The sequence below is a fragment of the Pseudomonas sp. Tn43 genome (assembly GCF_014192635.1).
Taxonomy (GTDB): domain Bacteria; phylum Pseudomonadota; class Gammaproteobacteria; order Pseudomonadales; family Pseudomonadaceae; genus Aquipseudomonas.
Window position 1 is genome coordinate 59,324 of the sequence record NZ_JACHYG010000004.1, and the last position, 22,379, is coordinate 81,702.

19 protein-coding genes are annotated in these 22,379 nt (G+C 59.3%); 7 read left to right on the forward strand and 12 right to left on the reverse strand.

The genetic code is table 11. The annotated features are described in order from the left end of the window. Positions 1-41: 41 nt before the first annotated feature. Positions 42-1,658: an EAL domain-containing protein gene (locus FHW68_RS11975; protein WP_095632724.1), complete on the forward strand. Its 1,617-nt coding sequence runs from the start codon at positions 42-44 to the stop codon at positions 1,656-1,658. 12 nt (positions 1,659-1,670) lie between these two features. On the opposite strand, the gene FHW68_RS11980 is transcribed toward FHW68_RS11975, so the two are convergent. Both FHW68_RS11980 and algB read right to left on the reverse strand, forming a co-directional pair. Next, a complete protein-coding gene (locus tag FHW68_RS11980; RefSeq protein WP_183680531.1) occupies positions 1,671-3,461 on the reverse strand; it encodes an ATP-binding protein in 1,791 nt (596 codons plus the stop codon). A 10-nt stretch (positions 3,462-3,471) separates the two neighbouring features. Then, positions 3,472-4,818: a sigma-54-dependent response regulator transcription factor AlgB gene (gene algB / locus FHW68_RS11985; protein ID WP_095632726.1), complete on the reverse strand. Its 1,347-nt coding sequence runs from the start codon at positions 4,816-4,818 to the stop codon at positions 3,472-3,474. 430 nt (positions 4,819-5,248) lie between these two features. On the opposite strand from algB, the gene FHW68_RS11990 reads away from it, so the two are divergent. From FHW68_RS11990 to FHW68_RS12005, 4 genes are all read left to right on the forward strand, one after another. Continuing rightward, positions 5,249-5,533 carry a hypothetical protein gene (locus FHW68_RS11990; RefSeq protein WP_095632727.1) on the forward strand — a complete coding sequence of 95 codons (285 nt, stop codon included), beginning with the start codon at positions 5,249-5,251 and terminating at the stop codon, positions 5,531-5,533. An 81-nt stretch (positions 5,534-5,614) separates the two neighbouring features. Next, the gene (locus tag FHW68_RS11995; protein ID WP_003177151.1) at positions 5,615-5,779 is read left to right on the forward strand and encodes a DUF1328 domain-containing protein; all 165 of its coding nucleotides are present in this window, start codon (positions 5,615-5,617) and stop codon (positions 5,777-5,779) included. 754 nt (positions 5,780-6,533) lie between these two features. Continuing rightward, positions 6,534-7,865, forward strand: coding sequence for a glutamate/aspartate:proton symporter GltP (gltP, locus tag FHW68_RS12000; RefSeq protein ID WP_095632728.1), 1,332 nt, complete (start codon positions 6,534-6,536; stop codon positions 7,863-7,865). Between the two features lie 221 nt (positions 7,866-8,086). After that, on the forward strand, positions 8,087-9,316 hold the full coding sequence (locus tag FHW68_RS12005) for a nucleoside recognition domain-containing protein (protein WP_095632729.1): 1,230 nt from the start codon (positions 8,087-8,089) through the stop codon (positions 9,314-9,316). Between the two features lie 117 nt (positions 9,317-9,433). Here FHW68_RS12005 and FHW68_RS12010 read toward each other — a convergent pair whose 3' ends face one another. The 9 genes from FHW68_RS12010 to FHW68_RS12050 form a co-directional block, all read right to left on the reverse strand. Next, complete coding sequence (locus tag FHW68_RS12010; RefSeq protein ID WP_183680533.1) at positions 9,434-10,060, reverse strand: ABC-type transport auxiliary lipoprotein family protein; 627 nt, start codon at positions 10,058-10,060, stop codon at positions 9,434-9,436. After that, positions 10,057-10,995: an MlaD family protein gene (locus tag FHW68_RS12015; RefSeq protein ID WP_183680535.1), complete on the reverse strand. Its 939-nt coding sequence runs from the start codon at positions 10,993-10,995 to the stop codon at positions 10,057-10,059. The genes FHW68_RS12010 and FHW68_RS12015 overlap by 4 nt, the downstream gene beginning before the upstream one ends. A gap of 1 nt (position 10,996) precedes the next feature. Then, complete coding sequence (locus FHW68_RS12020; protein ID WP_095632732.1) at positions 10,997-11,800, reverse strand: ABC transporter ATP-binding protein; 804 nt, start codon at positions 11,798-11,800, stop codon at positions 10,997-10,999. Further along, positions 11,797-12,945, reverse strand: coding sequence for an ABC transporter permease (locus tag FHW68_RS12025; protein WP_183680537.1), 1,149 nt, complete (start codon positions 12,943-12,945; stop codon positions 11,797-11,799). The genes FHW68_RS12020 and FHW68_RS12025 overlap by 4 nt, the downstream gene beginning before the upstream one ends. Positions 12,946-12,999: 54 nt before the next feature. Further along, positions 13,000-14,028, reverse strand: a complete 1,029-nt coding sequence (locus tag FHW68_RS12030) for a DUF5924 family protein (protein WP_095632734.1) — start codon at positions 14,026-14,028, stop codon at positions 13,000-13,002. Positions 14,029-14,241: 213 nt separating this feature from the next. After that, positions 14,242-15,621, reverse strand: coding sequence for a pitrilysin family protein (locus FHW68_RS12035; RefSeq protein WP_183680540.1), 1,380 nt, complete (start codon positions 15,619-15,621; stop codon positions 14,242-14,244). A gap of 56 nt (positions 15,622-15,677) precedes the next feature. Further along, entirely contained in the window at positions 15,678-17,336 is a 1,659-nt protein-coding gene (locus tag FHW68_RS12040) for a Na/Pi cotransporter family protein (protein WP_183680542.1), read from the reverse strand. 369 nt (positions 17,337-17,705) lie between these two features. Next, entirely contained in the window at positions 17,706-18,473 is a 768-nt protein-coding gene (locus tag FHW68_RS12045) for a TerC family protein (protein WP_095632737.1), read from the reverse strand. 86 nt (positions 18,474-18,559) lie between these two features. Next, a complete protein-coding gene (locus tag FHW68_RS12050) occupies positions 18,560-19,867 on the reverse strand; it encodes a CitMHS family transporter (RefSeq protein ID WP_095632738.1) in 1,308 nt (435 codons plus the stop codon). Between the two features lie 320 nt (positions 19,868-20,187). On the opposite strand from FHW68_RS12050, the gene FHW68_RS12055 reads away from it, so the two are divergent. Then, on the forward strand, positions 20,188-20,589 hold the full coding sequence (locus tag FHW68_RS12055) for a GFA family protein (protein WP_095632739.1): 402 nt from the start codon (positions 20,188-20,190) through the stop codon (positions 20,587-20,589). Positions 20,590-20,712: 123 nt separating this feature from the next. Next, positions 20,713-21,375: an NAD(P)-dependent oxidoreductase gene (locus FHW68_RS12060; protein ID WP_095632740.1), complete on the forward strand. Its 663-nt coding sequence runs from the start codon at positions 20,713-20,715 to the stop codon at positions 21,373-21,375. 20 nt (positions 21,376-21,395) lie between these two features. On the opposite strand, the gene FHW68_RS12065 is transcribed toward FHW68_RS12060, so the two are convergent. Next, entirely contained in the window at positions 21,396-22,346 is a 951-nt protein-coding gene (locus tag FHW68_RS12065; protein WP_095632741.1) for a choline sulfate utilization transcriptional regulator, read from the reverse strand. Positions 22,347-22,379 lie beyond the last annotated feature (33 nt).

Here is a 22,379-nt window from a genome sequence, read left to right on the forward strand (position 1 = left end):
AATCAGCAGCTATAACTCATTGGTAATTCTTCGGATATTCCATGATGCCTGCTGCTCGGGAGAGACTGCATAGCTGGTTCTATCGCCCCTGGTTTTTGGCGATGCTGGCTACTGCCTTGAGCGCAACACTTTTAACGGTCGGCAGTTTGTTCGTGGCAATGCATCAGGTCGAGCAAAACGAAAGCCGGGAAATGAATGCCCAGGGAGAACGCTTTCTGGTCCGGCTGGAGCAGCTGTTCGGGCAATTGCGCGAAAGCCTCGATGACCTGGAAGCCCAACCGCTGCGAGGTTGCGATGACGAAATGATCGCCACCCTGCAGCAGGTCAGCTTCAATTACCGCTTCGTTTATGAAGCCGTTTATATGGACACTTCGCGAACCTGCTCCAACCGCCCCCGCCAGGAAGGGGTATCGCTGATCCGGCCGCCGGACATCAAGGGCCCCACTTACAGCTATTGGCTGAACACCACCACCGAACCCGATGAGAACCGCGCCGCACTGATGCTTGGTCGTGGCAATTTCCGGGTTGCAACGTCGCGCGGGCATTTGACCGATATGGTCGATCTGTCTGCGGGCAGCAGCCTGTTGGTGGTGCTCGACCACGGCACCCGGGCCATTCCGGTGCTCGGTGTCGCGCAGCCTTGGCCCCCTGCGGAGCCCTGGCCCCCGAAAAGCCCCCATGCGCTGCAAGTCACCCCTACCCGCCTGATTTACCGAATGCCCACTAACACCCGCGAATACCAGCTGGTACTGATCACCCCACGTACCGCAATGCATGTACCGGCGGTATGGTGGTGGCTACTGCCGGCTAGCCTGGCGCTGAGTGCCTGCGTAGGCATTCTGGTGTTTTTGCTGGTACGCCAGCGTCAATCGCTGGATGCCGAACTGCAAGGCGCCATGCGGCGAGGTGAGTTACAGGTTCTGTATCAACCGATCTTCGACCTCGACAGCCGCAACTGCGTCGGCGCTGAAGCCCTGCTGCGCTGGCGCAGGCCGGACGGCACGCTGACCAGTCCCGACCTGTTCATTCCGATGGCGGAGAATACCGGCCAGATTCGTCAGATGACCGACTTCGTGTTACAGCGCCTATTGGAACAGCTCGGGCAGCTGTTGCGGTCAAATCCGCAGCTATATATCTCGGTCAACCTGGCGGCCTGCGATGTCATGGTGCCGCGTATCGGTCAGGTGATAGCGCGTCTGCTGAGCATGCACCGGGTGGCGGCCAGGCAAATTGCCTTTGAAGTGACCGAGCGTGGATTGGTGGACGTGATGGTGGCCAGGGAAAACCTGCAAGCCCTGCGGGATGTCGGGCATCAAGTGCTGATCGACGATTTTGGTACCGGTTATTGCAGCCTCGCCTACCTGCAAACCCTACCGGTGGACTGCCTGAAAATCGACAAGGCGTTTATCGACGCGCTGGGCCATGACGCCGCCAGCAGCGGCGTGGCACCGCACATCATTCGCATGGCTCAGGCCCTGCAACTCAAGGTGATTGCCGAAGGCATCGAACATGAAGCCCAAGCGGTGTTTCTGAGCAGCGAAGGAGTGAAATTCGGTCAGGGCTGGCTGTTCGCCCACGCCCTGAGCGCCGTACAGTTCATTGAACTGATTACCCGTGGCCGCCGACTGACTGCACGACGCCAGGACGACGAAGCCTGAGAGGACACCGGTTTATATTGCCAGCGCCATGTAGAACTGCGTCCCCTGCCCCGGCCGCGAATAGACACCCATCCGCCCGCCGTGCAACTGCACGATTTCCTTGCACAGCGCCAGACCCAGCCCGGCACCGCCCTTTTTGCGACCCACCTGAACGAAGGGCTCGAAGATCCGTCCCTGTTGGCCGTAGGCAATGCCTTCGCCGTTGTCCTCGACACTGATAATCATCCGTTCACCATGGCGCCGGGCCTGCAAACGTATCTGTCCGTCGTGGGAGGTATGGCGCAAGGCGTTGTCGATCAGGTTGTCGAGCACCCGTTCCAGTTGCGCCTGATCGGCTTGCAAGCGCGGCAATGGCCCCTGCACTTCCACCAGCAGCTCGATTCCTTTTTCCTGCGCCGAGCGGGCAAAACGTGTCTGGGCCTGATCCAGCAAGTCTTCGATGGAACAAGGGGCCAGGGTGAGTTTTTGCAGGCCGTTCTGATAACGAGAGAAATTCAGCAAGTCATTGATCAACTGCATCAGGCGCTGCATTTCTTCGTTGACGGTGTCCAGCAGGTCAGCTTCGCGGGAGTCTGCGGCAAAATGCGTGCGTTCGCGGAACAAGCCGAATGCCATGTGCATCCCGGTAACCGGTGTGCGCAACTCATGGGAGGCGCGCAAGACGAATTCACTGCGTACCCGTTCGAAGGCACGCTGTTCGGTGACGTCATGCAACACCATCACGGCGCCGAGAATATGACCCTGGGTATGGCTGACCGGCGTCAGGCTATAGGTCAGCAATCGCGACTCGCCATCGACCTCGATGCTCAGGTCGTCCGGCGCTCGTTCCAGGGTGCCACCGCGCAATACCAGTTGCAGTTCTTCATCCAGCTCGGGACGCTCAAGCGCCGTGCCCAAACCTTGGCCGAGACGATCAGTGTTCCAGCCTAACTGACGCTGAGCCACCGGATTGAGGTGCTCGAGATGACCTTGGCGATCGATGATCAGCAAACCGTCGTCGATGCTGTCGAGCACCGCTTGCAAGCGTTGCTGGCCGGCGAGCAGTTCGTCGATATTGGTAGCCTGGTGCTCACGCAAGGCCTCGGCCATGATGCCGAAACGCCGGGTCAGTTGGTTCATCTCCACCGCCGAAGAAATCGGCAGGGTCACTTCAAAATTACCTTGGCCGATATTGTCAGCTGCTGCGGCCAAGGCCTCGATCGGAGCCCCGAACCGCCGGGCGATCGCATGAGCGGTAATGAAGCCGATGAACAGCACCGCCACCCCCACCAACCCAAGCAGGCCGGCAATCAACAGTGCTCGTTTCCGGGCCTTGCGTTCGATCTCAGCGATGTCATCCAGTGTGCGTTTTTGTTCAGCAATCAAACCGTTACGCAACGCGTTGAATTTTTCCGTGAGACCCACGTCACCACTGACGACTTGTATGGGAGCACTGGAAAGATCGAGGGACTGCAGCAGGTCCTGATAATCAGCCTTGGCCTTTTTGAAACCGTATTGGCCCCCCCTTCTGGACGGTTGGCGAGCAATGCCTTCGTCGAACAGTTCAAGGGAATGCTGCTTGGATGCCTCGAACGCCGCAGCATCCGGGTGCTCGTCGAGCATGATGATCAATTGATCACCCAGGGTCTGACGCAGCTTCAATCCCAGGTCCAGCGTGATGAAGTTGTCACGGATCAGGGCTTCCTGAGTCCCTGCCATCTGCATCACGCTGACCAGCCCGAGCAAGAGCCCCAGCAGTGCCACAGTAATCAGTGCGGAAATACTCAGAAACAGCCGGGTGCGCAACGTCATCGCCAGTTTCATCGGTTACCACTCACAAGTTGTACTGCTTGCGTTTGCGGTACAGGGTCGAGGCATCGATACCCAAGGTTTTGGCCGCCTGATCCAGCGTGTCGGCAGTGGCGAGAACCGCGCCAATGTGAGCTTTCTCCAATTCATCCAGGCTCAGCGCAGCACCAATGCGCGGCGTGTGGTTGGTCGCAGTTTCGGCCATACCCAAGTGGCTGAGCTCTACCCGCTCCTGCGGACAAATAATGCTCGCGCGCTCCACCACGTTGCGCAGCTCGCGAATGTTGCCCGGCCAGCGATAGCTGAGCAGCGCTTCGCGCGCCTCGTCGCTGAAACACCGGGCTGGACGCGAGTATTCCTTGACGAAGCGCGCCAGAAAGCGATCAGCCAGGTTCAAAATATCTTCCCTGCGCTCGCGAAGCGGCGGCAGGTGCAAGGTGATGACGTTCAGACGATAGAGCAAGTCTTCACGAAAGCGACCATCGCGAACCATGTCTTCCAGATTGAGGTTCGTGGCGGCGAGGATCCGCACATCGGCGCGACGGGTCACCGGGTCGCCCACGCGCTCATATTCCTTGTCCTGAATGAAACGCAGCAATTTTGGCTGCAAGGTCAGGGGAAAATCGCCTATCTCATCGAGAAACAATGTTCCGCCGTCGGCCTGATTGACCCGCCCCAAGGTACTTTCGCTGGCTCCGGTGAACGCCCCGCGGCTGTGGCCGAAAAGCTCGCTGTCCATCAATTCGGCAGTCAGGGACGGGCAATTGATGGTGACGCAGGATTTCTTCTGGCGTTTGCTCCAGCCGTGAATGGCCCGCGACAGTTCGCCTTTACCGGTACCGGACTCGCCCAGAATCAGGATATTGGCATCGGTACTGGCGACCTGGCGTGCGGTTTCGAGCACCACTTTCATCGCCGGACTGTGGGAATCCAGGCCCTCCTTGGGTTTACGCACTTCACCTTCGAGGGCTTCCAGGCGCGCCGAGAGTTGCCGTACTTCCAGCTGTTTGGCAGTGGCCAGACGCAACTGATCAGGGCTGCAAGGTTTGACCAGATAGTCGGCGGCACCGGCCTGAATCGCATCCACGGCAGTGTCCACGGCCGAATGAGCAGTGACGATCACCACCCGCATCCAGGGCGCCTGGATGCGCATCTGGGCCAGCACATCCAGGCCGTTATCTTCGCCCAGACGCAAATCCAGGAAGCACAAATCAAAAACCTGGCGCTGCAACAAGGCTTCAGCCTGAGCCGCGCTGGTCGCCGTAGCCACGCTATAGCCTTCATCTTCGAGGCAATAGCGAAAGGTTCGAAGGATGGCGGACTCGTCGTCCACCAGCAGAATGCGGCCTTGATGCTCAGTGGCTGATTCCATGTTCCTACGCTCCTTTAATTGTTGAAATTGGGTTAGGCCCGGAAAATCGGGCAAGTTGCATGATTCATTGTGGCCGATTTCAGCCAAGACAGTAGGGCTACCGACTTCATAACAAGATAACCAGCTGATTTACCTGGCTTTTTATTAATGAATCGCCCTTCGGCAATTGCCTGCGTCCCTTTCTGACATCCGCGCCCTTCCTTCAATTCCAAAAATATTGAAAGTTTTGGCGAGCCCATCGTGCATAACGCACGGTCTGGAATGGGCCATCGTGCAGGATGCGTCCAAGCCCATTTTCAAAAGCCATTTAACCCATTGATTCAAATGGGATTAATCCTGAGGAAAAGGTGGCATGCAGGCTGCAGGTACCTGGGTAATCAGGGCATTTAAATCACTGCCCGCCAACCTACCCAGAGGGAGGAACTTCAGGATGAATCGCCAAGGAGCCGCCCGATTGCGTATTTCGCCACTGCATATCCAGCAAGGTTTGCTTGCCCTGCTGGCCTTGTTGATCACCCTGATTGGCGGCCAGCAGTTCTTGCGCTGGGAACAGAGCCAGCAGCCAGAGACGCCACACCTGTCGATTCCACACGCACCCCAAACCCATTTCAGCGCGGCCAGCAGCAACCTGGCTGACAGCGACTCGATGCGAATGATGGACGTCGACCAGGCCCGGCCTGTGGATGAGACGCCTCAGGAACGTTGGGTGTTTTAAGCAAACGAACTTGGCGCGCTCAACGCGCCGGGATAAGCACCACAGGCAACACTTTTAATAGAAGCCGTAAGGAGAATCACCATGTTGAGCTGGGCAATCACATTCCTGATCATTGCCATCATCGCTGCAGTATTGGGCTTCGGTGGTATCGCGGGCACCGCCACGGGTATCGCCAAGATTCTCTTTGTCGTATTCCTGGTGATGTTCATTGCTTCCTTCTTCTTTGGCCGCCGCGGTCGAGGCTAAGCATGAGTATTTGATTGGCCGCCCTGCTGCTGGGTGCGAAGCCCATTAAAAAGAGCCGGACGGCTATTGAGTTTCGAAACACGAAAGAGGCCTCAGCGCCTTTTTCCACTGCGCTACCCGAGGACGGTAAGCGCATGACCAAGGGGCCGGGACGTTCTGACTGTTTCAGGGTCGGAGTGACCTACGGGTACAGGGAGTACCCGCGCAAGGGCCGGGTCAGGCAAGCTGCGCCGCAAGTTCGTCGAGGCCGGAGCGGCTCGACGAACCTGCGGAGAGCTTCAACGTGCAAAACGTTGATCTAGAGCATTCGGCTCATCTGTTCTTGGTGCATATTCCCCGCAAAACCGTTTCGCGGTGTTTCTTCGTGACCGTATATCGAGAAAGCTCCGACTTTCCCGATAAGAGAATTCGCAGCCAAACGTAGGCTTTTTCCTAAATTTCCGCTTATTTAAAAACCTTCGCCCTGCGCTGAAATGGCCGGCACACGGCACTTATGCCCGCCTGAATGTCGTATTCAAACCGGTTGGGACGCGGGTTTCAGTTGGAAAATCTCATGCCGATTCGGCATAGGGTAGGCGTTTACGGCATTAGACGGCGCTTCGCTGCATCGGAATAGTTGCGCCTTTTTCGCTGCCTGAGAGCTGTAATTGCTCGGTCGCGGGGACCTTATACGGGGGCCGATGCAAGATTTGTTCGCCATTGCGCGTTTCAGTTCATGCATCAGCCTGAGTCAAACGCAAGTAAGGGTAAAGATATGAAGAAGGCAAAGCTTAGCCTCGCCTGGCAGATCCTCATCGGTCTGGTTCTGGGGATAGCAATTGGTGCACTGCTCAACCATTTCAGTGCCGAAAAAGCCTGGTGGATCAGCAACGTACTGCAACCGGCAGGCGATATCTTTATCCGTCTGATCAAGATGATCGTGATCCCGATCGTGATCTCCTCGCTGATCGTCGGCATTGCTGGCGTGGGTGACGCGAAGAAACTCGGTCGCATCGGTCTGAAGACCATCATTTACTTCGAGATCGTCACCACCATCGCCATTCTGGTCGGTCTGGTGCTGGCCAACGTGGTCCACCCGGGCAGCGGCATCGACATGAGCACCCTGGGGACGGTGGATATTTCCAAGTACCAGGCCACTGCCGCCGAAGTTCAGCATGAACATGCGTTCATCCAGACCATCCTCAACCTGATCCCGTCGAACATTTTCGCGGCCATGGCCCGCGGCGAGATGCTGCCGATCATCTTCTTCTCCGTGTTGTTCGGTCTCGGTCTGTCGAGCCTGCAATCGGACCTGCGCGAGCCGCTGGTGAAGATGTTCCAGGGCGTATCGGAAAGCATGTTCAAGGTCACCCACATGATCATGAACTACGCCCCGATCGGCGTGTTCGCATTGATCGCGGTGACCGTGGCCAACTTCGGCTTCGCCTCTTTGCTGCCGCTGGCCAAACTGGTGGTTCTGGTTTACTTCGCCGTTGCCTTCTTCGCCTTCGTTGTATTGGGCCTGATCGCTCGCCTGTTCGGCTTCTCGGTGATCAAGCTGATGCGCATCTTCAAGGATGAGCTGGTGCTGGCCTACTCCACCGCCAGTTCCGAAACCGTGCTGCCGCGCGTGATCGAGAAGATGGAAGCCTACGGCGCGCCGAAAGCCATTTGCAGTTTCGTGGTGCCGACCGGCTACTCCTTCAACCTCGACGGTTCGACCCTGTACCAGAGCATCGCGGCAATCTTCATTGCCCAGCTCTACGGCATCGACCTGTCGATCAGCCAACAGTTGCTGCTGGTGCTGACACTGATGGTCACCTCCAAAGGCATCGCCGGCGTACCGGGCGTGTCCTTCGTGGTATTGCTGGCCACCTTGGGCAGCGTCGGTATTCCATTGGAAGGCCTGGCGTTCATTGCCGGTGTCGACCGCATCATGGACATGGCCCGTACCGCGCTGAACGTGATCGGTAATGCCTTGGCCGTGCTGGTCATCGCACGTTGGGAAGGTATGTACGACGACGCCAAGGGCGAGCGCTACTGGAACTCCCTGCCGCACTGGCGCAGCAAGGAAAAGCTGCCGGTTGGCGAAGTTTCCAGCAACTAACGCATAACCCTTTGTAGGGGCATGGCTATGTGGCGAGGGGGCTTGCCCCCGTTCGAGTGCGCAGCGCTCGCAAATGCGGGTCCGCTGCGCGGCCCAACGGGGGCAAGCCCCCTCGCCACATAGCCCCCACAGGGACCACAGACAAACCCCGGAGAAATCCGGGGTTTGTCGTTTCTGGCTACCCCGCTATCATTCGCCGCATCTTCCGGGGGATTTGACTGATGCTTAATGGCCTGTGGCTTGGCTTCTTCATCGTGGCGGCCGTATCGGCGCTCGCGCAATGGCTGATCGGCGGCAACGCCGGGATCTTTGCGGCGATGGTGGAGAGCATTTTCGCCATGGCCAAATTGTCGGTCGAAGTCATGGTCCTGCTGTTCGGCACCCTCACCCTCTGGTTGGGTTTTTTGCGGATCGCGGAAAAAGCCGGAATCGTCGAATGGCTGGCCAAGGCGTTGGGGCCGCTGTTCCTGCGCCTGATGCCGGAGGTGCCGCCCGGGCATCCGGCCATCGGCCTGATCACCCTCAACTTCGCCGCCAATGGCCTGGGCCTGGACAACGCCGCCACACCGATCGGCCTCAAAGCCATGAAGGCGTTGCAAGAGCTCAACCCCAGCGACACCATCGCCAGCAACGCGCAAATCCTCTTTCTGGTGCTCAACGCTTCGTCCCTGACTCTGCTGCCGGTGACAATCTTCATGTACCGCGCCCAGCAAGGCGCGCCCGATCCGACCCTGGTGTTCCTGCCCATCCTGCTGGCCACCAGCTGTTCGACCCTGGTGGGCTTGTTGTCGGTGGCGTTCATGCAACGTCTTCGGCTGTGGGACCCGGTGGTGCTCGCCTACTTCATTCCCGGTGCCTTGGCACTCGGTGCGTTCATGGCGTTGCTGGCGACGCTCTCGGCGACCGCGCTGGCGAGCCTGTCATCGATCCTCGGTAACCTGACGCTGTTCGGGCTGATCATGCTGTTTCTGGTGATCGGCGCATTACGCAAAGTGAAGGTCTACGAGACGTTCATCGAAGGCGCCAAAGAAGGCTTCGACGTGGCCAGGAACCTGCTGCCGTATCTGGTGGCGATGCTCTGCGCCGTGGGTGTGCTGCGAGCATCCGGGGCACTGGATTTCGGTCTGGACGGGATTCGTCATCTGGTGGAATGGGCCGGTTGGGACACCCGCTTCGTCGACGCGCTGCCAACGGCCATGGTCAAACCCTTCTCCGGCAGCGCCGCTCGGGCGATGCTGATCGAAACCATGAAAACCTCCGGAGTCGACAGCTTCCCGGCGCTGGTGGCGGCGACGGTCCAGGGCAGTACCGAAACGACCTTCTATGTGTTGGCGGTGTACTTCGGCGCGGTGGGCATACAGCGCGCGCGGCATGCGGTGGGGTGTGCGTTGCTGGCGGAATTGGCGGGGGTGTTGGGGGCCATCGGGGTTTGCTACTGGTTCTTCGGTTGACCGAAAATCCTGTGGGAGCGGGCTTGCCCGCGATGGCGGTCTAACCGTTAACAGAAATGTTGAATGCTCCGGCCTCATCGCGGGCAAGCCCGCTCCCACAGGGGTTCAGCGGTGGCCTCAAGGCCTCAGCGGCGGCACAACCTTCTGACCTTGCTCCACCGTCCAAGCCACCACCTGCGCCGTCAATTGATCGCTGGCCTGACCAAAACCGGTCACCACCGCCGGCACCTTCACATCGCTCAACGGCTGACGCACTTCAAAGCGTCGGCTGGCGAGGATTCGCTGGTCATACCCACGCACCAACAATGCATCCAGGCGCACGACCACGCTCGCCGCCGTGCCTTGGTACTCGGTCTGGAACGCTTGCAGGTTGCCGCCCAGTTCCAGGTCTGCCTGGAAATTACTGTCATCGGTGCTGAGCAACGGCACTCGACCGTCACGCTGGAAACCATCGAGCAGACGATTGCGCAACAGCACCGGTGCCGGATCGCTCCAGCGTGAAGCCTTGTAGCTGCTGATCAGATCACCCTGAGGGATTACGGCGATTTTCGGGTTGTTCAAGGCTTCGCTGGTTTGAGGCTTGGCCAGCCGCAACGACCAGCGCTGCGGCGTGCCGTGATGGGCCGATGCGTCGCGCTGTGCCGACGGCAGTCGATAGACATCGGACGGCTCGGTCTTGGGGAAAATCGAACAGGAAGCGACCAACGCAAAGCCGGCGAGGAGGGCGAGATGAGCCAGCTTCATGGTGTGAACTCCTTGTTTTTGTCGCTGCCCAGCAGGTAACCGCTGGGGTTGGCCTCAAGCCGCTGGGAAATGGTCCGCAACGAACTCAAGGTATCGCGCAGCTCACGCACCGCCGGCGCCAGGCCATTGAGGCCCTGCATGCCGCTGTTGAGGGAATCCTGATTGGCGGAGAGCAACGTGTTGATGGTCGCGCTGCTTTGTTCCAGGGACTTCATGGCTTGCTCGGCACTGCCGAACATGTGCTTGCCCTGGTCGTTGAGCAGGCCGTTGGCGTTGCGCATCAATGCGGTGGTCTGTTCCAGGGTGGCGCTGGCCTGCTTGCCAACCGAAGCCAGTTGCTGCATCGCCTGACGAATATCGCCGCGCTGATCGGCAATGGTGCCGGTGGTTTGCTCCAAGTGCTCCAGGGTGCTGCTGATACGCGCGACGTTCTGCGAGGAAAACAACTGATTGGCGTTGTGCATCAACACGTTCACGCCCGCCATCAGATCGTTGCTGTCATTCATCAACCGGGCAATGGGCGAGGGCGATGCAACGATTGTCGGCAAATTGCCGTCCTTACCCTTGAGCGTCGGACTTTGTGGCGTGCCGCCGCTGAGCTGGATGATCGAGGTCCCGGTGATCCCGGTCAGCGCCAGCTTGGCCTGAGTGTCTTCTTTGATCGGAGTCTCTCCGCCCAGGCGAATCCGCGCCAAAACCCGGCGCGGATCGTTCGGGTCCAGACGCAGCATCACCACGTCGCCGACCTTGATCCCGCTGTACTGCACGGCGCTGCCCTTGGACAGGCCGCTGACCGCCTCGTTGAAGACGATTTCGTAATCCTTGAATTCGGTATCGACGCTGGATTTGGCCAGCCACAGACCGAAGAGCAGGGCGCCTGCCACCACTATGACGGTGAACAGGCCAATCAATACGTGATGCGCTCGGGTTTCCATGTCAGACCTCGTTGAGCTGGTTAGCGGCCGTCAGCGCCGCGCGGCCGCGAGGGCCATGGAAGTATTCGTGAATCCACGCATCATCGGTTTCCGAGACCTTGTCGATGGCGTCCGCCACCAGCACTTTCTTCTGCGCCAGCACTGCCACCCGGTCGGTGATGGTGTAGAGCGTGTCGAGGTCGTGGGTCACCAGAAACACACTCAGGCCCAAGGCATCGCGCAAGGTCAGGATCAGTTGATCAAAGCCTGCGGCGCCAATCGGATCGAGGCCGGCAGTGGGTTCGTCGAGAAACAGGATGTCCGGGTCCAGCGCCAGTGCTCGGGCCAGGGCTGCGCGTTTGATCATGCCGCCAGACAGTGAAGCAGGGTATTTGTCGGCCGCCGACAACGGCAACCCGGCCAACGCCAGTTTCACCGCCGCCAGGTGCTCGGCGTCGGCACGGCTCAGGCCGGCGTGTTCAATCAGGGGCAGGGCGACGTTCTCGGTCACGGTGAGCGAAGAAAACAAGGCGCCTTTCTGGAACAACACACCGAATCGCCGTTCGACCAGCGAGCGCTCGTATTCCGACAGGCTCGGCAAGTTCTTGCCGAAGACCTTCACCAGCCCTTCGCTGGGCTGACGCAGGCCGACAATGCTGCGCAGCAGCACCGATTTTCCGCTGCCGGAACCGCCGACCACCGCCAGAATCTCGCCTTTGTACAAGTCCAGGTCGAGGTTCTCGTGCACGCTCTGGCGGCCGAAGCGATTGCACAGCCCACGGACTTCGATTACTGCCTCTGAAGGCGCTCGGGGTAAACGACTCACCAGTCCATCTCCATGAAAAACAACGCAGCCACGGCGTCGAGCACGATCACCACGAAAATCGACTGCACCACACTGGACGTGGTGTGCGCGCCGACGGACTCGGCGCTGCCGCTGACCTTGAAGCCCTCGAGGCAGCCGATGGCGGCAATCAGGAATGCAAAAATCGGCGCTTTGACGATCCCCACCAGAAAGTGCTGAACGCCGATGTCCGATTGCAGCAGTGACAGGAACATCGCCGGCGAGATATCCAGCGACAGCGCGCAGACTACGCCACCGCCGACAATCCCGGACAACATCGCCAGAAAGGTCAACATCGGCAGCGCCACCAGCAACGCCAGGACGCGGGGTACTACCAGCAACTCCATCGGGTCGAGGCCGAGGGTGCGGATCGCGTCGATTTCTTCGTTGGCCTTCATCGAACCGATCTGCGCGGTGAACGCGCTGGCGGTGCGACCCGCCATCAGGATCGCCGTGAGCAACACGCCGAACTCCCGCAGAAAAGAGAACGCCACCAGGTCCACGGTGAAAATACTCGCGCCAAAACTCGCCAGCACCGTCGCCCCGAGAAACGCCACCACAGCACCCACCAGAAAGGTCAGCAAGGCGACGATGGGGGCAGCGTCGAGGCCGGTCTGTTCGATGTGGGCGACCATCGGCGTGAGGCGCCAGCGTTTGGGCCGAAACAACCCGCGGGCGATGGTTTCCAGGATCAGACCGACGAAACCCAACAATTGCAACGTGTCCTGCCAGACCGCATCGACCGCGCGGCCGATGCGGGTCAGCAGTTGAATGCCGACGCTGATTTCCGGTTCTTTGATCGGCACGCAAAAATCAGTCAGCGAGCAGTACACCGTCTGCAATAAGGCGCGATCCGCAGAGGAAAGGGTGCAATCGGGGTGTTCGGCAGATTTGCCCAGACGCTCGGCCCCCAGTAGCTCCACCAATAATGACGCACCCGCCGTATCGAGCGCGCCGAGGCCATTGAGATCGATGCGGGTGTTGTTGTCGTATTGGCCACGGAGCTTTTCACTCAGGCGGCTGAGATCGGCGTAATGGGCGAGCGTCCAGTCACCCGTGACCCGCAACAGGGCAGGGCTGTGCGAGGTGTCCAGTCGGGCACTGCCAGGCATTGTGCTGCTAGTCATAAGCTCCGTGCTTGTTCGGCTGTTACGCAGATCTGACTAATAACACGAACCGCGTTACTTTTCTTTGACGGGTGTGCTGTCCATGATCTTGAAGCGCAACACGCCAATTAACTGACCGTCTTCAGTCAGCACCCGAACCTGCCATTTGCCAGCGGGGTTGCCGGGGAAGTTCTGCTTGTGGGTCCAGGCGCGGTAGCCTTCCTTGCGCCCGCCGTGGATGTCCAGGGGAATACGGTCGACCTCTTTACCGTTGAATATCCAGACGTGATAAATCCGCTCGGCCAGCCCCCGCGGAGCGTTGATCGCCGTGTATGCATACAGCCCACCTCCGCGAATCTGTTCGGCGCTGACTTCTTCCAGGCTCTTGCCGGGTGTTCGATCCTGCATTTGCGTGCTGATCGCCACATCGGTCATCCACAGCGTCGCCGGTGGCACCCAGGAGCGCAGCACCCAACCGGCGGCGCCGATGCCGACGGTGATGCTGAGGATCGCCAGCGCATTGCGCACAGTGCGAATCGGGAAGATCGAGGCCAGGCTGGGGAATGACATCAACATGGCTATGCCCAGCGCCAGTTTGAAGCTCTGGGCGGTGGTCAGGTGCAAGATGACGGGCAGGGCGGTCAGCAAGGCCGCGAACAGGGTCAGGGTGTGCAGCGCCAGGAACGCCCAGCGGCGCGGAGCCAGCCATTTGTAGTAGAGCGGGTCGATGATCGAAATCAGCGCCGCCATGCTCAGTAATCCCGTGAAAAACAACTGGCCGCTGTTCCAGGTGGTGGTGATCAAAAAGAATGGCAGGACGAAGAACAGGCTTTCCTGATGGATCATCTGCGTCGCATAACGCAGCAGTGGCTGAGGTATTTCGCGCTTGAAAACCCTGGCAAACAGCTTGGTGAGGCTGTTTTCCAGCATCAACCACACCCAGCTGATCAGCATGATGGCAGTGATCCATGTCGCCAAACCTTGTTGGCGATCCACCAGCATGAAGCTGCCGACCCCTGAAATGAAACCACCGAGCGCAATGACCCCGGGATAGCGCTTCATCAATTCCAGAAGGCGCTGTACGTACAGGGTCAGGTTCGGCATTCGGCGATTCACAATGGTCGTGGGGAAAATCCTCGACAGGGTACCGCCCGCAAGGCCCTGTGGCGAGGGGGCTTGCCCCCGTTGGGCTGCGAAGCGGCCCTAAAAAATGGCACCCCGGTTTTTCGGGCAAACCGCGTCCACCGATATTGCGACTGCTACGCAGCCGAACGGGGGCAAGCCCCCTCGCCACAGAGCCCCCTCGCCACAGGAAAATCATTTCTTTCTGCGATGGACGCGCCAACCCGATATTCCAAGCACCATCAGTGCAAATCCCCCGACAATCGTCCACATCAGCTGGTCATAACTCATCAGCGGCTTCTCGATCCGCACATACCCCGGTTGCAGCAGCAATTCGCGCATCGCCTTGTTCGCCTCGGCCAGTGTCACCTCTTGCAGCGCCTCGGCCGGGTTGCCGAAATGGCCATCCTCGTAATCGCCAAGAGCCCTCCAGTAATAGTCCGCCAGGGCGCTGTTGCCTTGCACCGCCCAGGCCTGGCGAGCGATGGCGGCTTGCTTGAGACGGGCAAAGGTGGCGGCATCGAGGCCGTTCTTGAGCAGATCGGCTTTAAGCTCATCCAGTATTTGTTTCGCTGTCGGCACGGCGTCGCGATCGAGGTCGGCGTTCAGGCTCATGAAACCCACTGCGCCAAATACCTCGCGCTCGGCCGAGGGACCGTAGGACAACCCATGGGCCAGGCGCAATTGGCGATAGAGCGCCCAGTCCAGATAGTCCTTGAGCAGGTCGAAGGTTTCGTCATGCCGGTCTTCGAGCACCGGTTCCGGCACCAGCCAATGCAATTTGGCATCGCCGCCGACGAAACCGTTACTCACATTGCGCTCGTGGGCCGCACTGGCCTGAATGTCTGGCAATGGCGGGTGAGCGCTAGGTTCTACTGCCTCGAGTGCGCCATAGGCCCGTTCCAGATAGGCCGGCAGCAGGCGGTCGAGGTCGCCGACCACGATCAGGGTCATGTTGTTGGGCGCGTACCAGGCCTTGCGCACCGTTTCCAATTGCTCGCGGGTCAGGTGATCGACTTGCGCGCGCTCGGGGCATTTGAGGCCCAGTTCCACTGCCAACTGATTACTCGCGGTGTGGCCCAGGTCCTGGCGATCCAGCCAGCGTTGCAGGTGCGAGTAATGCCCACCGTCTTCGCGCTCGACCACTTGCTTGGCGACGTTGATCGCCGACTCGTCGATACGGGTCTGAGTCAACAGCGCCAACAGCAGGTCGAGGACCTTGCGCTGGTTTTTCGCCGGAGCTTCGATGACGAAGGTCGTGTCCGCATTGTTCGTGTAAGCATTCCACTCGCCGCCCAGGGCCTGCATGCGCTCCTCCAGACCGCCTTCGCCGGTGGCGTCGATGCCGCTGAACAGCAAGTGTTCGAGCAGATGGGGCAGTTCCTTGTCGGCACAGCTGAAATCATCCCGGCCTATGCCAACCACCAACCGGATCGCTACATGCCCGCGCTCCGTGCCCGGTTTGAGGACCAATTGCAGGCCGTTGCGCAACGTGTAGCCCTCGACCTGAAAGCGATCCAGGGCAATTGAAGGCAGTGAACAGAGCAACAGACAAGCGAACAGCAGACAACGCATAACGAATTTCCGTACGACCCGCGTAAGTTCAACAGACTTCAGCCAACTATGGACGTTCAGGGTGAATGAGTGATGTCAGTCATATCGTCGACCGCCAGCGCGCCAGTGTCCGAGGTGCCCAATACGGCATAGGCGCTGCTGCAGAACAGCGAATTCAAGCGTCTCATGTCAGCAATCAATTCCAGATGCAGCGAACTGGTCTCGATACTTTGCACGATCTTACGGTGCAAACGGCTGACATGAGCGTGGGCCAGGCGGCGTTCCTGTGCGCGGAAGCGACGTTTCTCACGCAGTAACTGACGGGCACTTTGCGGGTCGGAACTGAGGAACACCGACAAGCCCAGACGCAAGTTGGCAATCAACTGACTGTGCAGCCCCGCCAGCTCTTCCAGACCGACCTCGGAAAACGATCGGCGCTGCGCGGTTTTCTGTTGCTGAACCTTGCGCAGCATGCGCTCGATCAAGTCGCTGGCCAGTTTCAGGTTGATCGCCAGCTCGATGGTTTCCGCCCAGCGCCGACTGTCCTGCTCGCTGAGGTCTTCACGGGGCATTTGTGCCAGATAAAGTTTGATGGCGCTGTAGAGCACTTCAACATCATCGGTCAGGCGACGAATTTCCTGGGTGAGAGCGCTTTGATTGCCGCGTAGCACGGCGAGCATGGCTTCGAGCATGCTGTCCACCAGATCGCCGATGCGCAGGGTTTCCCGGGCAGCATTGGCCAGCGCCAGACTCGGGGTGACCAATGCCGTCGGGTCAAGATGCCGCGGTTTGGCCGTGCCGTTGAAGTCTGGCCGCTCGGGCAGCAACCACGCACAGAGCTTGGCCATCGGCCCGACACTGGGCAACAGGACCAGGCAACGCGCGGTGTTGTAGAGCAGGTGGAAGCCGATGACCATTTCCTGAGGGCTGAAGTCGAGGCTGTCGATCCAGTGCACCAGCGGATCGAGTACCGGAATGATCAGCAGCAGGCCAATCAGTTTGTACAGCAGACTGCCAAGCGCCACCTGACGGCCAGCCGCGTTCTGCATGCTGGTGCTGAGAAAGGCGAGAATGCCGCTGCCGATGTTGGCGCCGATCACCAGGCCGATGGCCACCGGCAGGCTGATCACGTTGGCACCGGCGAGGGTCGCGGTCAGCAAAACGGCCGCCAGGCTGGAATAGGAAACCATCGCGAACAGCGCGCCGACCAAGGCATCGAGCAGAATGTCGCCGGTCAGGGAGGCAAAGATGACCTTCACCCCTTGCGCCTGAGTGATCGGCGCGGCGGCCTCGACGATCAGTTGCAGCGCCAGGATGATCAGCCCCAGTCCGATACTGACCCGGCCCATTTGTCCGACCCGGGTCTGCTTGCGCGACAAAAAGAAAATCACCCCAAGGAAAATCAGCAGCGGCGACAGCCACGACAAGTCGAGGGTCAGTACCCGCGCCATCAGGGCGGTACCGACGTCGGCACCGAGCATGGTCGCCAACGCCGGCGTCAACGCCATCAGGCCCTGACCGACAAAGGAGGTCACGAGCATGGCAGTGGCATTACTGCTCTGGACCATGGCGGTCACCATGATCCCGGCGAGAAACGCCAGCCAGCGCCTGGACATGTTATGAGCGATCACATGGCGCAAATTGGAGCCATAAACCCGCAAAATGCCGGTTCGAACGATGTGCGTGCCCCAGATCAAAAGGGCCACGGCGGATAGCAGATTGAGCAGGGTGAGCATACAGGCCCCCTGTGGTGGTAGCCGCCCCAGTGGGGCAAGTCGATGGTGCCGCGCGTTCTTCTACGTTCTGTACATAAGCTGTAGTTGGCTAACGGTCTGGACGCCAGCATCGCATAGCTAAAGAGACGATTGAAACAAAACTGTCATGAAAACAGTTAGAGAAAGGGGGGCGTACAGATAGCACATTGAGCAAACAAATGTGGGAGCGAACCGGCCCGTAGGAGCGAGGCTTGCCCGCGAAGGCGGTGTGTCAGTTAACAACAATGTCGACTGACACACTGCCTTCGCGGGCAAGCCTCGCTCCTACAGGCCGGCTAGCTCCCACAGGTTTTGTGCACTGACTGACATTCGTCAGTGCACAGAGTCGGGTTACTGCCCCGGAACATCCTTGCGCAGTTTCACCGGCTCTTGCTGTTTGCGCTTTCTCGCCATGGCGGTGCGCATCTTGATGTTGATCGCTTCCACCGCCAGCGAGAACGCCATGGCGAAGTAGACGTAGCCTTTTGGCAAGTGCACGTCCAGCGATTCGGCAATCAGCACGGTGCCCACCAGCAACAGGAACGCCAGCGCCAGCATCTTCAGCGACGGGTGCTTGTCGATGAACGCGCTGATGGTGCCCGAGGCCATCATCATCACCAGTACGGCAACAACGATCGCCGCGACCATCACCGGTACGTGGGACACCATGCCCACCGCGGTGATCACCGAGTCCAGCGAGAACACGATGTCGATGATCGCGATCTGGATGATGGTGTACAGGAAATTGCCGCCCTTGCCTGCAGGCTCGTCGCCGCTTTCGTCTTCACCTTCCAGCGCGTGGTACATCTCTTGCGAGCTTTTCCACAGCAGGAACAGACCACCGAAGAACAGGATCAGGTCACGTCCGGAAATACCCTGGCCGAATACTTCGAACAGATCGGTTGTGAGGCGCATGACCCAAGTGATCGACAGCAGCAACAGGATCCGCGTGATCATGGCCAGCGCCAGGCCGAAAATCCGGGTGCGCGCCTGCATATGTTTGGGCATGCGGCTGACCAGGATCGAGATCATGATGATGTTATCGATGCCCAGGACAATCTCCAGGGCAGTCAGGGTGAAGAAGGCAACCCAGATTTCAGGGTTGGTCAGCCATTCCATGTGTATTCCTTTGAGCGAGTGTTTAAACCACAAAGGGCCCAGGCTTCAAACAACAAAGCCTGGACCCGTTATGGTAAGTCTTGGGCTTATAGAGTGCTGAACAGCGGGAAAATCCCCATCAGCAATGCAGCGACCAGTATGCACAGGCAAACCAGCACTGCCCACTTCAAGGTGAACCGCTGATGATCACCGAATTCGATACCGGCCAGGGCCACCAACAGGTAAGTCGATGGTACCAGCGGGCTCAGCAAGTGGACGGGCTGACCGACGATCGAGGCACGTGCCATTTCCACCGCGGTTATACCGTAATGACTGGCGGCTTCGGCAAGCACCGGTAATACGCCGTAATAAAATGCATCGTTCGACATGAAGAACGTGAACGGCATGCTCACCAGCGCGGTAATCACAGCCAGGTACGGCCCGAGGAAATCCGGGATAACCGCCAGCAGGCTTTTCGACATGGCATCGACCATGCCGGTGCCCGACAGGATACCGGTGAAGATACCCGCGGCAAAGATCAACCCGACCACCGCCAGCACGCTACCGGCATGGGCTGCAACGCGATCTTTCTGCATTTGCAGGCAAGGGTAGTTGACGATCATCGCGATACTGAACGCCACCATGAACAGCACTGGCAGCGGCAACAGGCCGGCGACCAGCGTGCACATCAGTGCCAGGGTCAAGGCGCCGTTGAACCAGATCAGCTTTGGACGGCGGGCATCCGGGAACTGCGAAACGCTGATTTCGCTATGATCGACTTCATCACCGACCAGGTGCAGTTCACCCAGACGGGCACGCTCGCGTTTACCGTAGAAGTAGGCGATCGCCAGAATCGCCACCACGCCGGCCAGCATCGCCGGGATCATTGGCACAAAGATGTCGGACGGATCGACATGCAGCGCGCTGGCCGCACGAGCCGTCGGGCCGCCCCAAGGGGTCATGTTCATCACGCCGCCAGCGAGAATGATCAGACCGGCCATGATCCGTGGGCTCATGCCAATGCGGCTGTAGAGCGGCAGCATGGCGGCCACGCAGATCATATAAGTGGTCGCGCCGTCACCATCAAGGGAAACGACGAGCGCCAGAACGGCGGTGCCGACCGAAACTTTCAACGGGTCGCCCTTGACCAGTTTGAGGATCTTGCGCACGGCCGGGTCGAACAGGCCGGAGTCGATCATCAGAGCGAAGTAGAGAATGGCGAACATCAGCATCACGCCGGTTGGCGCGAGTTTGGTGATGCCTTCGAGCATCATCGGGCCGATCTTGGGCGAGAAGCCGCCGAACAGGGCGAAGATGATCGGGATAATGATCAGGGCGATCAGCGCGGACAGGCGCTTGGTCATGATCAGGAACATGAACGTGATGACCATGGCGAAGCCAAGGAAAGTCAGCATAGGAATACTCCAGGCGTAGCGCGACTAGGAAATGGCGAACCGGATGGGGTCAGCGCAGAACGGGAAGCACGAGACGTACGGGCGGAGTGACAGCGAAGAGGCGGATAGTAGCGGACATCAGAATCACCATTGTTGTTGTTTAATGGACCGGGCGGGCGATAAAACACTCGCATTGGCCAACCGGTCTGTTGCCGGCAGTGAGGGCGATCCTAATCGGGGAAGCTTTCAGCCAGCTTTCGCGAGTAAAAGCATTGACCGAATGTACAACCGGTCGTCGGCCGGGTTGAGAGTCCGTAACCACGGGATCGGGAGCAAGAGACATGGGCAAATTTCACACCGGCGGCTGCCACTGCGGACAAATGCGCTATCGATTCAGCGGGCCATTGCATGACATCGCTCACTGCCATTGCTCGATTTGCCGACGGGTCAGCGGAGGAATCGTGACCACTTGGATCACCGTGCCCGCGTCGGCATTTACCTGGTTGAAAGGTACGCCATCGCGGTATGAATCCTCGTCCACCTGCGTGCGTTATTTCTGCCCGAACTGTGGGGCACAACTGGCGCTGGTGACGCAGCTGAGTCCCGAGAGCATCGACGTGACCATCGCCACCCTCGACCATCCCGAGCAGGCACCGGCCAAGCGGCATATCTGGACCGACAGTCGTTTGCCGTGGCTGCATCTGGACGAACATTTGCCCGGCGAAGCAGAGGAACAACTCTGATCAGGACAAACGGGCGTGGTAACCCTTGATCGTTTGCACCTGGCCCCCCTCTGAACCTTGTCGAACCGTCGCCGCTTCCCGCAGGTCACACACCATATAGGCAGGAATGTAGGGAGCACGGCCATGAAAAATGCCGAAACCCCGGTGGTGAAGGTAGTGCTTTATGGAGCCATGAGTAGCCTGGGCAGTGCGCTGATGGCTGAAATGCTACGGCGCCAGCATGAAGTCATCGCGATTCTCGATGACCTGACCGCGCTCGCACCGCGCCCGGGTTTACGTACCAAGACCGGGGATCTGTTTGATGCCAATCGAGTCAAGCAGAGCGTGGCCGGCTGTTCGGCGGTGATTTGCCTGCTCGATGCGCCAGGGTTGCCCATGAACAGCAAGCACATCGAAAAGAACTTTGTGCCCGGCCCGGTCGAGGAGGTACTGGCAATCGATGCACTGATCGACGGCATGCAGGCCGCAGGCATTGCCCGCCTGTTTGTGGTGGGCGACTTCGAGGTGCTGGATGACCCGGAAATAGACGACCCGTTGCAACGCCACGCCGCCGAGGAAATTCGCGAGGCGCTGCAAAGCAGCGCTTTGCAATGGACCCTGGTGAATGCACCCCGGCGCGTGCCCGGGCTGACCATCGAGCATTTCAGTCACGTCAGCAGTAGCCTGGAACCTGGCATGGCCGCAGCGCTGGAACAATTGAACAGGGTTGCCACAGGGATTGCCGATGAGCTGCACCTGAACCTGCACGTGGGTGAACATGTGAGTTTTATTGCGACGTCGGAATAATAGAAATCGCCCGAACCCGTCTACACCGCAATCGAAGGTAAAGGGAGACCATTGAGCGATTGCGCACTGCTGGCCTGTTCGGCCATCAACCAATCCACAAACAGCTGAATCAACGCCCCACGCCGTTTGCGCTGGGGCAGGACCACGTAATACCCCAGCCGGGAAATCACCGTCTCGGCGATCGGGCGACATAACAGACCTTGCGCCAACAAGTTATCCACAAGGTGTCGCCAACCGATCGCAACGCCCTGACCGCCAATCGCCGCCTGAATCAGCAAGGTGTAATTGTCGAAGCGCAGCTGGCCCGGGGCCGGGGCCGAGGTGATTCCCAACTCACGAAACACGCCGCTCCAGTCGAACCAGTTGCTGCTGTGTTCGCCTCGCAGGTGCAGCAGCGGGAATTCCAGCAATGCCTGAGCCGGCAAGGGCAGGGGACGGTCCTTCAACAGCAGCGGGCTGCACACCGGAAACACCTCTTCGCTGAACAGCCAATGGCTTTCGCCTTGCTTGAACCGGCCATCGCCGAACAGCACCGCCACATCAATATCGGTTCGCAGCATGTTGTGACTGCGTTCACTGGTGACCAGGCTGACGTCCACTTGCGGATTGGCGGTATGGAAGCGGTGCAGACGCGGCATCAGCCAGTACGCCGCGAAGGCAAAATCGGTGGCCACTTGCAGCACTTCGTGCTGTTGCTGTGCGCTGATTGCGCTTAATCCTGCCTCTATATTCTGTAAACCGAGCTGAACTTGCTCAAAGAGGATGGCGCCGGCCTCGGTCAGTTCGATCCCACGATAGATGCGGTCGAATAACCGTGTAGCCAGTTGTTCTTCCAGTCGTTTGATCTGCTGGCTGATGGCCGGTTGCGTGGTGCCGAGCTCCACCGCAGCGGCGGTAAAACTGTGGTGCCGGGCAGCGGCTTCAAAGGCACGCAACAGGTCCAGAGACAAATCACCGAGGGCGTCATACATAAGCTGTGCTTATCCTAGTCATTGCCTGGCATG

Coding starts and splice junctions, on each gene's coding strand:
- FHW68_RS11975 (WP_095632724.1), top strand. CDS start 42: ATGATGCCTGCTGCTCGGGAGAGACTGCATAGCTGGTTCTATCGCCCC.
- FHW68_RS11980 (WP_183680531.1), bottom strand. CDS start 3,461: ATGAAACTGGCGATGACGTTGCGCACCCGGCTGTTTCTGAGTATTTCC.
- algB (WP_095632726.1), bottom strand. CDS start 4,818: ATGGAATCAGCCACTGAGCATCAAGGCCGCATTCTGCTGGTGGACGAC.
- FHW68_RS11990 (WP_095632727.1), top strand. CDS start 5,249: ATGAATCGCCAAGGAGCCGCCCGATTGCGTATTTCGCCACTGCATATC.
- FHW68_RS11995 (WP_003177151.1), top strand. CDS start 5,615: ATGTTGAGCTGGGCAATCACATTCCTGATCATTGCCATCATCGCTGCA.
- gltP (WP_095632728.1), top strand. CDS start 6,534: ATGAAGAAGGCAAAGCTTAGCCTCGCCTGGCAGATCCTCATCGGTCTG.
- FHW68_RS12005 (WP_095632729.1), top strand. CDS start 8,087: ATGCTTAATGGCCTGTGGCTTGGCTTCTTCATCGTGGCGGCCGTATCG.
- FHW68_RS12010 (WP_183680533.1), bottom strand. CDS start 10,060: ATGAAGCTGGCTCATCTCGCCCTCCTCGCCGGCTTTGCGTTGGTCGCT.
- FHW68_RS12015 (WP_183680535.1), bottom strand. CDS start 10,995: ATGGAAACCCGAGCGCATCACGTATTGATTGGCCTGTTCACCGTCATA.
- FHW68_RS12025 (WP_183680537.1), bottom strand. CDS start 12,945: ATGACTAGCAGCACAATGCCTGGCAGTGCCCGACTGGACACCTCGCAC.
- FHW68_RS12030 (WP_095632734.1), bottom strand. CDS start 14,028: ATGCCGAACCTGACCCTGTACGTACAGCGCCTTCTGGAATTGATGAAG.
- FHW68_RS12035 (WP_183680540.1), bottom strand. CDS start 15,621: ATGCGTTGTCTGCTGTTCGCTTGTCTGTTGCTCTGTTCACTGCCTTCA.
- FHW68_RS12040 (WP_183680542.1), bottom strand. CDS start 17,336: ATGCTCACCCTGCTCAATCTGCTATCCGCCGTGGCCCTTTTGATCTGG.
- FHW68_RS12045 (WP_095632737.1), bottom strand. CDS start 18,473: ATGGAATGGCTGACCAACCCTGAAATCTGGGTTGCCTTCTTCACCCTG.
- FHW68_RS12050 (WP_095632738.1), bottom strand. CDS start 19,867: ATGCTGACTTTCCTTGGCTTCGCCATGGTCATCACGTTCATGTTCCTG.
- FHW68_RS12055 (WP_095632739.1), top strand. CDS start 20,188: ATGGGCAAATTTCACACCGGCGGCTGCCACTGCGGACAAATGCGCTAT.
- FHW68_RS12060 (WP_095632740.1), top strand. CDS start 20,713: ATGAAAAATGCCGAAACCCCGGTGGTGAAGGTAGTGCTTTATGGAGCC.
- FHW68_RS12065 (WP_095632741.1), bottom strand. CDS start 22,346: ATGTATGACGCCCTCGGTGATTTGTCTCTGGACCTGTTGCGTGCCTTT.